Below are 14,782 nucleotides of genomic sequence, written 5' to 3' on the forward strand. Positions count from 1 at the left end.
CGGACGTTAACGGTATGGTCTCGACCCTTGACCTGCTCCCGAAGGCATATGTGAAATATCACACATCACCCACTCGAGGAGAGTTTCATGCGTAAGACGCACATCCTCTCCCTGGCCGCGACCGCGATGATGCTGGCGGGTTGTGGACAGGGTCTCCTTGGCAATGGGGGCGGCGCCCAGGACGAGGCCAAGGGCCCCATCCGCCTTGGCATGCTCGTCCCGCAGTCAGGCAGCGAGGCCGCGATCGGCCCCTACATGACGAACGCGGCCCAGCTGGCCATCGACGAGATCAACGCCAAGGGCGGCGTCCTCGGCAGGCAGCTCCAGCTCAAGGCCGCTGACGACGCCTGCGACGCCCAGACGGCCGTCGCGGCCGCGAACAAGGTGGTCACCGAGGGCGTCGAGGTGTCCATCGGCGGATACTGCTCCGGCGCCACGCTGCCCACGCTGCCGGTGTTCGGCAAGGCGAACATTCCGATGATCATCCCTGCGGCCAACTCGCAGGAACTGGTCGACCAGAAGCTGAAGCACGTCTTCCTGATCAACGGCACCGGCACCCAGCAGGCCGAGGCGGCCAGCAAGTGGATCGCCAAGCAGGGCGCCACCAGGGTCGCGCTCATGCACGACAACACCAGCTACTCCAAGGACATCGCGGTCCGCACCCAGCCGATGCTGGGCGACAAGGCCGTCATCACCGAGGCCGTCACCCCCAAGGAGAGCGACTACAGCGCCAACATCCACAACGTCCTGCAGAAGAAGCCCGACTTCGTCTACTGGACGGGCTACTTCCAGGAGGGCGGCCTGATCATCAGGCAGCTGCGCCAGGCAGGGTTCAAGGGCTCGATCATGGTCGGCGACGGCTCGGTCTCCGCCAAGCTCGGTGAGATCGCCGGGCCCGAGGTCGACGGCGTCTTCGCCACCATGACGCCGATCCCCGACACGCTGCCCGACGCCAAGGGCTGGATCGACTCCTACACCAAGAAGTTCGGCTCGGCTCCCGGCCCGTACTCCAACCAGGCCTACGATGCCGTGCGGCTCGCGGCCGAGGCGATCACCAAGGCGGGCTCCACCGACGGCGCCAAGGTCATCTCGGCGCTGGAGGGGATCAACGGCTTCGCGATGTTCTCCGGCCCGTTGAAGTTCACCCCCGAGCACACGCTTTCCGCCGGAGGCTTCCAGATCCTGGTGTGGAAGGACGGCAAGTTCGCCCTGCAGGACGCCCTGTCATGACCCAGCTCGTCTGGAACGGCCTGTTCGTCGGCTCGTTCTACGCTCTGGTGGCGCTGGGCTACAGCATGGTCTACGGCATCATCAAGCTGCTCAACTTCGCTCATGGCGATCTCTACATGCTCGGCGCCTTCAGCGGCTTCGCCGTTCTGTCGGCGCTGGGCGGGGTCGCCACCGCGATGACGCTGCCCGTGCTGCTGGCCGTCCTGCTGATGACCATGGTGAGCACCGGCCTGGCGGGCGTGGTCCTGGAGCGGGTGGCCTACCGCCCGCTGCGCGGCGCGCCCCGCCTGTCGCTGCTCATCACGGCCGTCGGCGCGTCCTTCGCCATCGAGTACGGCATGCGCATCGTCGCCGGCCCGGACCCCCAGGTCTACCCCGTACGGCTCAGCGGCACCGCGATCGAGGTGTTCGGCGCCTGGTTCACCCTGCAGCAGCTCGTGCTCATCGGCGTCGCCGTCGTCCTCATGGTCGGTCTCAACCTCCTGGTCACCAGGACCCGCGAGGGCAGGGCCATGCGCGCGATCGCCCTGGACCCGCGCACCAGCTCGCTGATGGGCATCGACGTCAACGCCGTCATCTCCAGGACCTTCTTCATCGGCTCCGCGCTGGCCGGCGCCGCGGGCGTGATGGCCGGCGCCTACTACGGGAAGATCGACTTCCTGATGGGCTTCCTCATCGGGCTGAAGGCCTTCACCGCGGCGGTCATCGGCGGCATCGGCAACATCTCCGGCACCATGCTCGGCGGCCTTGTGCTCGGCCTGCTGGAGTCGTTCGGCACCTACTGGCTCGGCGGCGAGTGGCGGGACGTGTTCGCCTTCGGCGTGCTGATCCTCTTCCTGACCGTGAGACCGACGGGTCTGCTCGGCGAGCGCGTGACGGAGCGGGTGTGAACGAGACCAAAGCCCCCGAAGCCCCTCGCAAGCTCGGCGCCAAAGCTCCTCGGACCCGGCTGTCCAAGCTGTTCGACAACCGCTGGGCCGGCCTGGCGGGACTGCTGATCGCGCTGCTCGCACCGTTCGTGAACGCCAGCAACTACGCACTGTCCATCATGACCAGCGCGGCGATCTTCGCGATGCTCGCCTCGGGCCTGAACATCGTGGTCGGCTACACCGGCCTGCTCGACCTGGGCTACGCGGCCTTCTTCGCGGTCGGCGCCTACACCAGCGGCGTCCTGGCGACCCGCTTCGATCTGCCGCTGCTGGTCACCGTGCCCGCCGTCATCGTGGTCACGGTCATCGCCGGGATCATCATCGGTGCGCCGACACTGCGGCTGCGCAGCGACTACCTGGCCATCGTGACGCTGGGCTTCGGCGAGATCATCCGCATCACCGCCAACAACCTGCCCGTCACGGGCGGCCCCTCCGGCATCTACGGCATCCCGAGCCTGACCGACAGCCCGGTGACCTTCTACTACGTCACCGTGGTGATCGTCGCGGTCGCGATCATCGGCGCCTCGCGCCTGGGCCGGTCGCGACTGGGCAGGGCGATGCGCTTCGTGCGCGAGGACGAGGACGCCGCCGAGGCGACAGGCGTGCACACCTACCGGGTCAAGCTGGCCGCCTACATCGCGGGCGCGGTCTGGGGCGGCCTCGCGGGCGTGCTGTTCGCCGGCCACCTGTCGGCGATCTCGCCCAACAGCTTCACCTTCCTGCAGTCGGCCCTCGTCCTGATGGCCGTGGTCCTCGGCGGCATGGGCTCGGTGCCCGGCGTCGTGCTCGGCGCGATCGTCATCAGCCTGCTGCCCGAACTGCTGCGCGGCGTGGCCGACTACCGGTACTTCGTCTTCGGCGTGCTGCTGATCATCGTGATGCTCGTCCGGCCGCAGGGGCTGTGGCCCGCTCGATCGAAGGAGGCCCTCAAGTGACGCTCCTGGAGGTGAGCGAGCTCCGCCTGGCCTTCGGCGGGCTGGTGGCCATCGACGGCCTCAGCTTCTCGGTGGGCGAGGCTGAGATCGTCTCGGTCATCGGCCCGAACGGCGCGGGCAAGACCTCCGCCTTCAACTGCGTGACCGGCTTCTACCGGCCCACGGGCGGCACCATCGCCTTCGACGGTCAGTCGCTGCTCGGCAAGCGGCCCTCGGCCGTGGCGGCGGCCGGCATCAGCCGGACGTTCCAGAACCTGCGGCTCTTCGGCGAGCTGTCCGTGCTGGACAACGTCCGCGCGGGCAGCCACCTGCGGCTGAAGCAGAGCGTCTTCGACGCGCTCCTGCACACCCCGCGCTACCGCCGCACCGAGCGCGCATGCACCGCCGAGGCCAACCACTGGCTGGACTTCGTCGGCCTGCGCGGCGACCGCTACTCCGAGGCCCGCAACCTGCCGTACGGTGAGCAGCGCCGCGTGGAGATCGCCCGCGCGCTGGCCCGCGAGCCGCGCCTGCTCCTGCTCGACGAGCCCGCCGCGGGGCTCAACCACGCGGAGAAGACCGAGATGCTCGACCTGATCAGGCGCATCCGCGACCTCGGCATCGCGATCGTGCTGATCGAGCATGACATGGGGCTGGTCATGCAGGTCTCCGAACGCATCGTGGTCCTCAACTTCGGCAAGGAGATCGCCGACGGCCGCCCCGAAGAGGTGCGCCGCGACCCCGCCGTCATCGAGGCCTACCTGGGGAGCGATACCCATGCTTGAGATCAGTGACCTCGACGTCCACTACGACGGCGTGCACGCGCTGCGCGGCCTGTCGCTGACCATCGCCGCCCACGAGATCGTCGCTCTGCTCGGCAACAACGGCGCGGGCAAGACGACGACGCTGTCGGCGATCTCGGGCCTGGTACGGCCCAGCGGCGGCAAGGTCGTCTTCGAGGACAAGGACATCACCGGCCTCGCCGCGCACAAGATCACCAGCTGCGGGCTCGTCCACTGCCCCGAGGGCCGCAGGATCTTCAGCACGTTGACCGTGCACGACAACCTGCTGCTCGGCGGCTACCTCGTGCGCGACCAGGCGGAGGTCAGGAAGCGCATCGACCGCGTGTACGACCTGCTGCCGCGCCTGGCGGAGCGCCGCGCCCAGCAGGGCGGCACGCTGTCCGGCGGCGAGCAGCAGATGCTCGCCATCGGCCGTGCGCTGGTGACGGGCCCTCGCCTGCTGCTGCTCGACGAGCCGTCGATGGGCCTGGCGCCCCTGGTCGTCGCCCAGGTGATGGAGCTGATCGCCGACATCAACGCCTCGGGCACCGCCGTGCTGCTGGTGGAGCAGAACGCCTCCGCCGCGCTGAAGATCGCCCATCGGGGTTACGTGCTGGAGAGCGGCCAGGGCACCCTGTCGGGCACCGCTGACGCGCTGCGCTCCGACCCCCGTGTGGTCGAGGCCTACCTCGGAGGGGCATGATCCGAACGGCGACTGTCACACCGGCGGCGAGTCGTGCGGAATCGTCGCCGGCGGGACAGGACCGGCGCGGAAGCCCCCTCCGAAAGCAGCCCCACCTCCCTGAGCCCCTCCTCGTATCCGCCCTCCGTGCAGGTCCAGAATCGCTCGGCGGCATCGACGACCACCAGCCGCCGGCCTGTGGTCCAGGCTGCGATCATGTCCAGCAAGGCGCGCCCCTCGGCCGCCCAGATCTCCGGTGAGCCCAGCGCGATCACCGCGGCCACTTCCCGCTCCAGCAGCCGCGCCTTGGCCGTGCGTTCCGCGGCGCCCAGCCCGTTCACCGCATCCACGATCAGCAGGCCCTGACGCAGGGTGAGCGGCGGCATCGTGGTCATCCGCCGGCGCCGACCCGTACGGCACGCAGCGCCTCCGTCAGCGTTTCAGCGGTGGGGGCGCGGTCGGGATCGATGAGGTGCTGCAGGACGAGCCCCGTCAGCAGAGTCAGGCACAAGGCCCCGATCGCCCGCCGCGTGGCTTGCGGCAACGCCGCCTCGGCCAGCCAGTGAGACAGCTCCAGGCGGGCGGTCTCCTGCGCGTCGGCCAGTGCCTGCCGCAGCTGTGGCCGGCGCTCGGCCTGGGCGAAGACCTCGATGCCGGCCACGAAGACGGGGCGGTGCAGGTCGAGCAGCTCGATCGCCCGCTGCCACACGGACTCCGGCACGTCCTCCACCAGGGCTTGGCGCAGCTTGTCGGCCCAATCGGCGGTCGCCTCGATCATGGCCTCGACCAGCAGAGCGTCCTTCGAGCCGAAGTGGTAACCGATGGATGCCAGGTTGGCGCCACTGGCCCTGGCGATGTCGCGTGCCGTGGTGTGGGCGTAGCCGCGTTCCTGCAGGCAGCGTTTGGCGCCTTCGATCAGCTTGTCTCGCTCCTTCATGCGGTCACTCTATCCAAACAAGCGTCACAAACAAGTGTTTTGTACGATCGTGCCAAACGTGTGTATGTTCGGCGGCATGGCACAAGCACCCGCAACGGCCACGGCCGTGAGCGACTTCAGCCGCCTGTCCAGACGCATCAGGCAAGCCGGACTCCTCGACCGCCGCCCCCGCTACTACCTGGTACGGCTCAGCGCCGTGACAGGTCTCCACCTGGCAGGTGTGGCGGCGTTCTTCCTGCTCGGCGACTCCTGGCTTCAGGTGCCGCTGGCCGCCCTCCTCGCGATCGTCTTCGCGCAGGTCGCGCTCGTCCTGCACGATCTGGCCCACCGGCAGATCTTCACCGGCCGGCGCCCGAGCGAGGTCCTCGGGCTCCTCGGCGGCAACCTCGCCATCGGGCTCGGCTACGGCTGGTGGATGAACAAGCACACCCGCCACCACGCCAACCCCAACCACGAGGACCTCGATCCGGACGTCGTGCCCGACGTCCTGGTGTGCTCACAGGAGCAGGCACGCGTCAGCCGCGGCCTGGCCCGGCTCATCGGCGGCAGGCAGGCGCTGCTGTTCTACCCGCTGCTGCTGCTGGAGGGGCTCAACCTGCACGTGAGCGGCCTCCGCGCCCTGCGCCGGCCCTGGCTGAGACACCGCGTCGTGGAGGGCGCGTTGCTGCTCGCCCACTTCGTCCTCTATCTGGGCGCGCTGGCCTGGGTCCTGTCGCCGGGCAAGGCGCTGGTCTTCTTCGCCGTACACCAAGGACTTTTCGGCCTCTACATGGGCTGCGTCTTCGCCCCGGGCCACAAGGGCATGCCGACGCTGACCGGGAAGGCCGACCTGGACTTCCTGCGCAAGCAGGTGCTCACCACCCGCAACGTGCGCGGCGGCCGGTTCGTCGACCTCGCCATGGGCGGACTCAACTACCAGATCGAGCACCACCTGTTTCCCCATATGCCCACCCCCAACCTGCGCAAGGCGCGACCCATCGTGCGGGCCTACTGCCGCCGGCTCGGCCTGCCGTACCACGAAGTCGGTTTCCTGGCCTCGCACGGCGAGGCCCTCCGCCACCTGCACCACGCCGGTGCTCCCCTCCGCGAGAAAGGCCGCCCATGAGAGCCGGACGCAAGCAATGGATCGGGCTGGCCGTCCTGGTCCTGCCCGTACTTCTGATCTCCGTCGACCTGCACGTGTTGTCGTACGCGCTGCCGTTCATCAGCGCCGGCCTGGCGCCGAGCGGCTCCCAGCTGCTGTGGATCATTGACATCTACCCGTTCATGCTGGCCGGGCTGCTGTTGCCGATGGGCGCGCTGGGCGATCGGGTGGGACGGCGACGGCTGCTGATGGCCGGCGCCGCCGCGTTCGGCGGGGCCTCGGCGGTCGCCGCGTTCTCCCCCAGCGCCGACCTGCTGATCGCCACCCGGGCCCTGCTCGGGGTGGGCGGCGCCACCCTGATGCCCTCGACGTTGTCGCTGATCCGCAACATGTTCCACGACGACGGCCAGCGCCGGATCGCCATCTCCATCTGGACCGGCGCGTTCGCCGGCGGCGCCATGCTGGGGCCGCTGATGGGCGGCGCGCTGCTGGAACACTTCTGGTGGGGCTCGGTGTTCCTGGCCAACCTGCCGGTGATGGCGCTGCTGCTGATCCTGGCGCCGCTCCTGCTGCCCGAATTCCGTGATCCGCACCCGAGCCGGTTCGACCTGCTCAGCGTGGCCCTGTCGCTGGGCGCGATCCTCCCCACGATCTACGGCATCCAGCACATCGCCCAGGACGGCCTCGGCCTGCCGCCCGTCCTGGGCGTCGTCGCCGGGCTCTGCCTCGGCGTCGCCTTCGTCCGCCGCCAGCGCGCGACGGCCCGGCCGATGCTGGACGTGCGCCTGTTCGGCAGCCGCGCCTTCACCGCCGCCATCGGCACCAACACGCTCGGCGTCTTCGCCATGGTCGGTTCCAGCCTCTTCACCACCCAGTACCTGCAGATGGTCATGGGCGCCCGGCCGCTGATCGCCGGCCTGTACGCGCTGCCCTCGGCGGGGACGGCGATGCTCGCCGCCGGGCTGGCCCCGGTACTGGTGCGCAGGATCCGTCCCGGGCTGGTGGTCTGCGCCGGGTTGCTCGTCGGCGCGAGCGGCTTCGCACTGCTGTCCAGGCTGGACGTGACCGGCCAGGGCGGCCTGCTCATCGCCGGGATCATGTTGATGGCCGGCGGTGTGACCCTCGTCCTGACCGTCTCCGCCGACCTGATCATCGCCACCGCGCCGCCGGAGAGCGCGGGGTCGGTCGCCGGGTTGTCGCAGGTGGCCACCGAGTTCGGCGGTGCGCTCGGCATCTCGCTGCTGGGCAGTATCGGCACCGCCGTCTACCGGGGACACCTCAGCGACGCCGGCGCCCCCGCATCGGCCCGCGACACCCTCGGCGGCGCCCTGGAGACGGCGCGGCAGCTGGCGGAACCGGACGCGACCGCCCTCGCCGCCGCCGCCCGCGCGGCCTTCACGCAGGGCCAGCACCACGCCATGATCGCCGCGGCCGCCGGCCTGTGCCTGATGGCGCTGGTCGCGCCCGTCCTGCTGCGTTCCGTACGGCGGGCGAGCCGGCCGCGACCTGACCCGGATCGCTCCGGGCGGCACGCGATGCGCTAGCCGGCGGCCGCCGCGGCCACCGACCGGATACCGGCGGCCAGCTCGTGAGCCGTGGGGGCGTGGTCCGGATCGATCTGCCACCGCACCAGCAGGCCGATGAACAGCGTCAGCAGCACCTGCGCGCCCGCCTCGTCCTGGCGCGGCAGGCGCTGCGCCAGCTCGCGCTGGGCCAGCGCCTGCCCTTCGGCCAGGCCGGCTCGCACGTCGGGGAGATGCGGCGCCTGCGCCAGCGTCTCGACGTTGGCCCGCCACACCATCGGCTTGGCCTGGAAGGATGCGATCAGCTCCCCCCAGAAGGTCTCGAACCATGCTGTGGAGTCGTCCGGGAACGCCTTGAGGACCTCCGCGACGGCTTCGCCGGTCACTTCGATCATCGCCTGGGTGAGCAGGGCGTCTTTGGAGCGGAAGTGATAGTTGATCGCGGCGAGGTTGCTGCCGGACACGGCCACGATGTCCCGGACGGTTGTGCGTGCGTACCCACGCTCGGACAGGCACTGCTTGGCCGCGGCCAGCAGATCCTCAGGAACTCCCACGCGGGCGATCCTACCAAGGCCACCAACAACCGTTTAAAACATCCGTTCCGTTCCACCGGGCCGACCTCCTGTTCACCCCGCCGGACAGCATGGACCCGGAACGGCTCGACCAGCTCGATCAGCTCCTCGATCTCAAGCCCACCCCGCCGAAGCGCGCATGCTCCTCCATCGAGGAGGACAGGGCGGCCCGGGACGATCGTCATGCCACCCCTTGTCGTGAGCACCTTGCGACTACGGCCTTCGGCTCAACAGAGCAGTTGTTCCGGGCTAATAGGGTTGGTCTGGGCTGCTGATGACGTCCGGCCTGTGACTGTCTGCGTTCCTTCAGGTGCGGTTCGGTGAACGCTGCGGGACACCCTGACCGCTGCCGCTCCGGCGCGTGGGCTCTGAACTGGGAGAACAGGAAACATGACGGTAGAGGCTTCGCTGGTCGACGCGGCGGCGGTGGAAGCGGCGGCGCAGCGGCTGGCCGGCGTGGTGACGACGACGCCGTTGGAGCGCAGTCCGCGGCTGTCCGCGCTGCGAGGCGCGCACGTATGGCTCAAGCGCGAGGACATGCAGACCGTGCGCTCCTACAAGGTCCGCGGCGCGTACAACCTGATCGCGCAGCTCGATGACGCCGCGCGCGCGGCGGGCGTGGTGGCCGCCAGCGCGGGCAACCACGCCCAGGGCGTCGCCTATGCCTGTGCGACGCTGGGCGTCCACGGCCGGGTTTTCCTGCCGCGCACCACGCCCCGGCAGAAGCGGGACCGGATCGCGGCTCTGGGCGGCTCGGCGATCGAGATCGTGCTGGAAGGCGACACCTATGACGAGGCGTCCGCCGCCGCCGCCGCGGACGTGGCCCGCACAGGCGCGACCTTGGTCCCGGCCTTCGACGACCCGCGGACCATCGCCGGCCAGGGCACGGTCGTCCACGAGGCCGTGACTCAACTGGGCCATGCCCCCGACGTGGTGATCGTCCCCGTCGGCGGAGGAGGTCTGCTGGCCGGCACACTGGCCTGGCTGGGCAAGCATCACCCGCAGACCCGGATCATCGGGGTGGAGCCGGCCGGAGCCGCGTGCATGGCGGCGGCCCTGCTTGCCGGCCACCCGGTCACCTTGCCGGAGATCGACACCTTCGTCGACGGCGCGGCCGTGCGCCGAGCCGGCGACGTGACCGTGCCGATCGTGGCCGCCGCAGAGGTGGAGATGGTCGCCGTGTCCGAAGGCCGGGTGTGCAGCGAGATGCTGGCGCTCTACCAGTCCGACGGGATCATCGCCGAACCGGCCGGGGCGCTGGCGACGGCCGTCCTCGGCTCTCCCGAGGCGGTCGACATCCCGGCCGGGGCCAGCGTGGTGTGTGTGCTGTCCGGGGGTAACAACGACGTCAGCCGTTACGCCGAGATCGTCGAACGCTCCCTCGTCCACGAGGGGCGCAAGCACTACTTCCTCGTGGAGTTCGCGCAGGAGCCGGGCGCACTGCGCCGCTTCCTCGACGAGGTCCTCGGCCCCAACGACGACATCACCTTGTTCGAGTACATCAAACGCAGCAACCGCGAGACCGGGCCCGCGCTGGTCGGCATCGAGCTGGCCAGCCCCGCCGACCTGCCCGGCCTGCTGGCCCGCATGGACGAGGCACCGCCGCGGATCGAGCGCATCGAGACCGGGAGCCCGCTGTTCAGGTTCCTTCTCTGATCCTCTGATGGCGGGGCTGGTGCCCGTCGGGCGAGCTGGAGGCGGAGAACGACCCCGCCGATGCCGATCAGCACGTACACGCCGCACCGAGGATCAGCAGAACAGCCGGCGCCGCAAGCCCTGGCCGCCGCCGGCGAGCGATGTGACGGCCGTGAAAGAGGGACGGCCATCGCGTGATCCTTTGAGTGCTATCCGAGATCAAAGGAGAGGCGATGGCCGTGGACAACAGTGTGGCGCCTGGGCAGTGGCCGGCGAAGCAGATCGAGACAAGAAACCTGGCACTCCCGAAGCTGCGTCAGGGCTCGTACTTTCCGGACTGACTGCTCGAACGCAGGCGGCGGGCCGAGCAGGCGCTGGTCAGCGTCGCGCCCACCTCGAATCTGCGGCCGTCATGGTGTGCGGCGGCGAGGCGACGTGAGGCTGTCGCGGGTCCACGACCCGAGCACCAGCAGGGTCTTCGTCCCCGTGACGTCGCCCGCCCGGCGCAGCCGGTCGATCACCTGCTGCAGATGGCCGAGGTCACGGACGCGGATCTGGATGAGCGCGTCCGGGTCGCCGGCGATCGTGTAGACGGCCTGCACCTCCGGCGCGTCGGTGGCCGTGCGGACGATCTCGCTGACCGGGGTGGTGCCCGGATAGCGAAGCTCGGTGAACGCCTCGATGCCCCATCCCAGTTTGGCGTAGTCGATCTGCACGGCGAATCCGGTGATCACCCCGATCTCGCGCAGCCGGTCCACGCGCCGCTTGACCGCCGCCACCGACAGCCCGACCTCCGTGGCCATCTCGGAGAAGGTCCTGCGCCCGTCCTCGCGCAGCAGGCGCAGCAACCGGTGATCGGTGGCGTCCACGGCCGGCTCGTTCATGGGATCCTCCTCCATGGCACACAAACAAAACTATCCTGTCGCGGATTTCGTGCAAAGCTTTTGCGCAGGAGTCGCAGTTTGTCCTTCGATGCTTGCGCCTGCTCGGCCGTCGTTGCTGTGCTTGGGGTCACACATACCAGCCAGGAGGTGCGCCGCGTGAGCGCGAATCCCGCCACCGTGTCGCTCGACGACAAGTACACGGCCCCGGACGGCCGCGTGCTGATCTCCGGCATTCAGGCCCTCGTCCGCCTGACGCTGGAGCAGCGGCGGCTCGACGGGGAGCGCGGCCTCGACACCCGCGTCTTCGTGTCCGGCTACCAGGGCTCGCCGCTGGGCGGGGTGGACCTGGAGATGGGCCGGGCCGCGGCGTTCCTGGACGCGGCGGGCGTGGTCTTCCGCCCCGGGCTGAACGAGGAGCTGGCCGCCACCGCGGTGGCCGGGACCCAGCTCCTCGACCGGGTGCCCGGGCGGCGGCACGACGGGGTGACCGGCTTCTGGTACGGCAAGAACCCCGGCCTGGACCGGGCCGCCGACGCCATCCGGCACGGCAACCTGGCGGGCACCGCGCCCCTCGGCGGCGCCGTGGCCTGGATCGGCGACGACCCGGGCAGCAAGTCCTCGACCGTCCCCAGCTCGTGCGAGCCGATGTGCCAGAGCCTGTCGATGCCGCTGCTCTCTCCCGGCTCCGTGGCGGAGATCGTCGAGCTCGGCCTGCACGCCGTCGCCCTGTCGCGGGCCACCGGCCTGTGGACCGGTCTGAAGATCGTCGCCGACGTCGCGGACGCCTCGGCCACCGTCGACCTCGGCCCGCTGCGCGACGGCGTCCCCGCGCCCGAGCGGACCGGCCGCGGCGGGCGCGGGCAGGCGGCCGTGCTGGTCGGCCCGAACTCGCTCGACGCCGAGCACGACATGCTCACCCGCAGGCTCGACCTCGCCCGCGCCTACGCCCGCGCGCACGGCCTCAACAGGGTGACGTTCGACGCCGGGCGGGCCACGCTCGGGGTCCTCGCCTCAGGCACCGGCTACGCGGTGGTCCGGCGCGCCCTGGACGATCTCGGCCTGGACGAGGCGGCGATGGACGACCTCGGGCTGCGGCTCATCAAGATCGCGATGCCGTTCCCCCTCGACCACGACGAACTGGCCGCGATGACCGGCGACCTGGACCGCGTGCTCGTCGTGGAGGACAAGGTGCCCTTCCTGGAGGGCCAGCTCAAGCAGGCCCTGTACGCCGCCGAACGCCGGCCCGCCGTGGTGGGGCGGGAGCTGCTGACCGCCCGCGGCACCCTCGGCGCGGACGACGTGGCCAAGGCCCTGGCCGCCTGCGTCGCGCCCGGCCGGCTGCCCCGCACGGCCGTGCGCCTGACACGCCCCGAGGAAGCGCGCCGCCTGCTGCCGGTGGTCGCCGCGCGCGCCCCGTACTTCTGCTCGGGCTGCCCGCACAACGCCTCCACCCGTACCGCCGACGACACGCTCGTCGGCGTCGGCATCGGCTGCCACACCATGATCGCCCTCGACGGGGCGGGACGCGGCACCCAGGTCGGCATCACCCAGATGGGCGGTGAGGGCGCTCAGTGGATCGGCCTGTCGCCGTTCACCGACGACCGGCACTTCGTGCAGAACCTCGGCGACGGCACGTTCCACCACTCCGGCTCCCTTGCCATCCGCGCCGCCGTCGCCGCCGGCGTGTCCATCACGTACAAGCTGCTCTACAACGACGCCGTCGCCATGACCGGAGGCCAGCGCGCCGAGGGCCGTCTCGACGTGCCCGCGCTGACGCGGGCGCTGGCCGTCGAGGGTGTCCGCCGCGTCATCGTCACCACGGCCGAGCCGCAGGCCTACCGGGGTGTCCGGCTCGCGCCGATCGCCACCGTGCGGCACCGCGACGACCTGCCCGAGGCGGAGAGGGAGCTCGCCGCTCTCGACGGGGTCACCGTGCTGGTCCACGACGACCGCTGCGCCGCCGAGGAACGGCGGCTGCGCAAGCGGGGCGAGCTTCCCGCCCCCACGGCCAAGGTCGTCGTCAACGAGCGCGTCTGCGAGGGCTGCGGCGACTGCGGGGACGTCTCGTCCTGCCTGTCGGTGCAGCCGGTGGAGACCGAGTTCGGCCGCAAGACCCGCATCCACCAGCCGTCCTGCAACTCCGACCTGAGCTGCCTCAAGGGCGACTGCCCGTCGTTCCTGCTCGTCGAGCCGGGCACGCGCCGAGCCCGCCCCGTGCCGCCGCTGCCGGTGGAGCTCACCGAACCCGTGCCCAGGTTCGCCGACCGGCCGGTGCTGCTGCGGATGCCCGGCATCGGCGGCACCGGTGTCGTCACGGTCTCGCAGATCCTGCAGATGGCCGCGCACCTCGACGGCCTGCACGCCGCCGGGCTGGAGCAGACGGGGCTCGCGCAGAAGGGCGGCCCCGTCGTCAGCGACGTGCGCATCTCGCCGCGGCCCGTCACCGGGGCGGTGCGCGCCTCGAACGGCGCCGCCGACGTCCTGATCGGCTTCGACCTGCTCGGAGCCGCCGCCGACGGAAACCTCGCCGTCGCCTCCGCCGAACGCACGATCGCGGTGGTCAACACGGCCCTGGTGCCCACCGCCGCCATGGTCACCGGCCGGGCCACGCTGCCCGGCTCGCCCGCCGACGCGATCGTGCGCGTCGAGTCGGCCACCCGCGGCGCCGACAACCTCTACCTGGACGCCCACGGCCTGGCCGAGGCGCTGTTCGCCGACCACATGCCGGCCAACATGCTCCTCCTCGGCGCCGCCTACCAGCACGGCTGTCTGCCCGTTTCGGCCGGTTCCATCGAGCGGGCCATCCGGCTGAACAAGGCCGCCGCCGAGCAGAACCTGGCCGCCTTCCGGTGGGGCCGTGCGGCCGTCCTGGACCGTGAGGCGGTGCTGGGCGCCGTGCTCCCCCCGGCCCCCGGTCCCGCCGCCGCGGACCTGGAGGGCGCGCTGGACGTCCGGATCGCCGACCTGACCGGCTACCAGAACGCCGCCTACGCCCGTTCGTACGCCGAGGACGTGCGCCGCGTCGCCGCGCTCGCCGCCGAGCGCGCGGGAGAGGAAGCGGGCGAGCGAATCGCCCTGGCCTACGCCCGCGGGCTGCACAAGCTCATGGCCTACAAGGACGAGTACGAGGTGGCCCGGTTGCACCTCGACCCGGCCGAGCGGGCCCGCCGTGAACGGGAGTTCGGCCCGGACGCCGTCGTGTCGGTGCTGCTGCACCCGCCGCTGCTGCGCGCCCTGGGGATGAAGCGGAAGATCAGGCTGCGCCGCGGCGCGGGGGCGTTGTTCCGCGGGTTGCGGGCGGCCAGGGTGCTGCGCGGCACCGTGCTCGACGTGTTCGGCCACGCCGAGGTGCGCCGGGTCGAACGCCGGCTCGTCGGCGAGTACCGCGACCTGGTGCGGAAGGCACTGGACCGGCTCACCCCCGGCACGGCCGACGACGTGGCCGCCGTCGCGGCGCTGCCGGAGCTGATCCGCGGCTACGAGGACATCAAGCTCGCCCGGGTCGCGGAGTTCCGCGACCGCGCCGCGACCGCACTCGCCCGGCTGTCCGCCGAACCCGCCGGGGCTGGCCCGGCCGGGCTCGGCAAGCCCGCCTGACCCGTACCCAGGA

Annotated in this window: 13 protein-coding genes; 9 read left to right on the plus strand and 4 right to left on the minus strand. The window is 70.9% G+C overall.

What is annotated here, in order from left to right:
• Nucleotides 1-87: 87 nt before the first annotated feature.
• Genes HT134_RS05245 through HT134_RS05265 form a run of 5 tightly spaced genes read left to right on the plus strand, consistent with a single transcriptional unit; the run spans nt 88 to nt 4,558 of the window.
• The gene (locus tag HT134_RS05245; RefSeq protein ID WP_175599065.1) at nt 88-1,230 is read left to right on the plus strand and encodes a branched-chain amino acid ABC transporter substrate-binding protein; all 1,143 of its coding nucleotides are present in this window, start codon (nt 88-90) and stop codon (nt 1,228-1,230) included.
• Entirely contained in the window at nt 1,227-2,120 is an 894-nt protein-coding gene (locus HT134_RS05250; RefSeq protein ID WP_175599066.1) for a branched-chain amino acid ABC transporter permease, read from the plus strand. Before HT134_RS05245 ends, HT134_RS05250 begins: the two co-directional genes overlap by 4 nt.
• On the plus strand, nt 2,117-3,094 hold the full coding sequence (locus HT134_RS05255) for a branched-chain amino acid ABC transporter permease (protein WP_175599067.1): 978 nt from the start codon (nt 2,117-2,119) through the stop codon (nt 3,092-3,094). Before HT134_RS05250 ends, HT134_RS05255 begins: the two co-directional genes overlap by 4 nt.
• The gene (locus HT134_RS05260; protein ID WP_175599068.1) at nt 3,091-3,858 is read left to right on the plus strand and encodes an ABC transporter ATP-binding protein; all 768 of its coding nucleotides are present in this window, start codon (nt 3,091-3,093) and stop codon (nt 3,856-3,858) included. The genes HT134_RS05255 and HT134_RS05260 overlap by 4 nt, the downstream gene beginning before the upstream one ends.
• Nucleotides 3,851-4,558 (plus strand): ABC transporter ATP-binding protein, encoded by a 708-nt coding sequence (locus HT134_RS05265; RefSeq protein WP_175599069.1) that lies wholly within the window; start codon nt 3,851-3,853, stop codon nt 4,556-4,558. The genes HT134_RS05260 and HT134_RS05265 overlap by 8 nt, the downstream gene beginning before the upstream one ends.
• Here HT134_RS05265 and HT134_RS05270 read toward each other — a convergent pair.
• Entirely contained in the window at nt 4,540-4,932 is a 393-nt protein-coding gene (locus HT134_RS05270; protein ID WP_175599070.1) for a hypothetical protein, read from the minus strand. The two genes, HT134_RS05265 and HT134_RS05270, sit on opposite strands and share 19 nt — an antisense overlap.
• Nucleotides 4,929-5,474, minus strand: a complete 546-nt coding sequence (locus HT134_RS05275) for a TetR/AcrR family transcriptional regulator (protein ID WP_175599071.1) — start codon at nt 5,472-5,474, stop codon at nt 4,929-4,931. The genes HT134_RS05270 and HT134_RS05275 overlap by 4 nt, the downstream gene beginning before the upstream one ends.
• A 76-nt stretch (nt 5,475-5,550) precedes the next feature.
• On the opposite strand from HT134_RS05275, the gene HT134_RS05280 reads away from it, so the two are divergent.
• Nucleotides 5,551-6,579 (plus strand): fatty acid desaturase family protein, encoded by a 1,029-nt coding sequence (locus tag HT134_RS05280; protein WP_175599072.1) that lies wholly within the window; start codon nt 5,551-5,553, stop codon nt 6,577-6,579.
• Nucleotides 6,576-8,102: an MFS transporter gene (locus HT134_RS05285; protein WP_175599073.1), complete on the plus strand. Its 1,527-nt coding sequence runs from the start codon at nt 6,576-6,578 to the stop codon at nt 8,100-8,102. The genes HT134_RS05280 and HT134_RS05285 overlap by 4 nt, the downstream gene beginning before the upstream one ends.
• Here the strand turns inward: HT134_RS05285 and HT134_RS05290 are convergent.
• Nucleotides 8,099-8,635, minus strand: coding sequence for a TetR/AcrR family transcriptional regulator (locus HT134_RS05290; protein ID WP_175599074.1), 537 nt, complete (start codon nt 8,633-8,635; stop codon nt 8,099-8,101). The genes HT134_RS05285 and HT134_RS05290 overlap by 4 nt on opposite strands.
• A 408-nt stretch (nt 8,636-9,043) precedes the next feature.
• Between HT134_RS05290 and ilvA the strand changes: the two genes are divergently transcribed.
• Entirely contained in the window at nt 9,044-10,309 is a 1,266-nt protein-coding gene (gene ilvA / locus HT134_RS05295) for a threonine ammonia-lyase IlvA (RefSeq protein ID WP_175599075.1), read from the plus strand.
• A 389-nt stretch (nt 10,310-10,698) separates the two neighbouring features.
• On the opposite strand, the gene HT134_RS05300 is transcribed toward ilvA, so the two are convergent.
• The gene (locus HT134_RS05300) at nt 10,699-11,172 is read right to left on the minus strand and encodes an Lrp/AsnC family transcriptional regulator (protein WP_175599076.1); all 474 of its coding nucleotides are present in this window, start codon (nt 11,170-11,172) and stop codon (nt 10,699-10,701) included.
• A 156-nt stretch (nt 11,173-11,328) separates the two neighbouring features.
• On the opposite strand from HT134_RS05300, the gene HT134_RS05305 reads away from it, so the two are divergent.
• Nucleotides 11,329-14,769, plus strand: coding sequence for an indolepyruvate ferredoxin oxidoreductase family protein (locus HT134_RS05305; RefSeq protein ID WP_175599077.1), 3,441 nt, complete (start codon nt 11,329-11,331; stop codon nt 14,767-14,769).
• The last annotated feature ends 13 nt before the right edge of the window (nt 14,770-14,782 follow it).

Source organism: Nonomuraea rhodomycinica (assembly GCF_013363995.1).
Classification (GTDB): Bacteria; Actinomycetota; Actinomycetes; order Streptosporangiales; family Streptosporangiaceae; genus Nonomuraea; species Nonomuraea rhodomycinica.

Bases quoted from the DNA above. Each gene is read 5' to 3' on its own strand.
- HT134_RS05275 (WP_175599071.1), bottom strand. From the start codon at position 5,474: ATGAAGGAGCGAGACAAGCTGATCGAAGGCGCCAAACGCTGCCTGCAG.
- HT134_RS05280 (WP_175599072.1), top strand. From the start codon at position 5,551: ATGGCACAAGCACCCGCAACGGCCACGGCCGTGAGCGACTTCAGCCGC.
- HT134_RS05285 (WP_175599073.1), top strand. From the start codon at position 6,576: ATGAGAGCCGGACGCAAGCAATGGATCGGGCTGGCCGTCCTGGTCCTG.
- HT134_RS05245 (WP_175599065.1), top strand. From the start codon at position 88: ATGCGTAAGACGCACATCCTCTCCCTGGCCGCGACCGCGATGATGCTG.
- HT134_RS05300 (WP_175599076.1), bottom strand. From the start codon at position 11,172: ATGAACGAGCCGGCCGTGGACGCCACCGATCACCGGTTGCTGCGCCTG.
- HT134_RS05250 (WP_175599066.1), top strand. From the start codon at position 1,227: ATGACCCAGCTCGTCTGGAACGGCCTGTTCGTCGGCTCGTTCTACGCT.
- HT134_RS05270 (WP_175599070.1), bottom strand. From the start codon at position 4,932: ATGACCACGATGCCGCCGCTCACCCTGCGTCAGGGCCTGCTGATCGTG.
- ilvA (WP_175599075.1), top strand. From the start codon at position 9,044: ATGACGGTAGAGGCTTCGCTGGTCGACGCGGCGGCGGTGGAAGCGGCG.
- HT134_RS05265 (WP_175599069.1), top strand. From the start codon at position 3,851: ATGCTTGAGATCAGTGACCTCGACGTCCACTACGACGGCGTGCACGCG.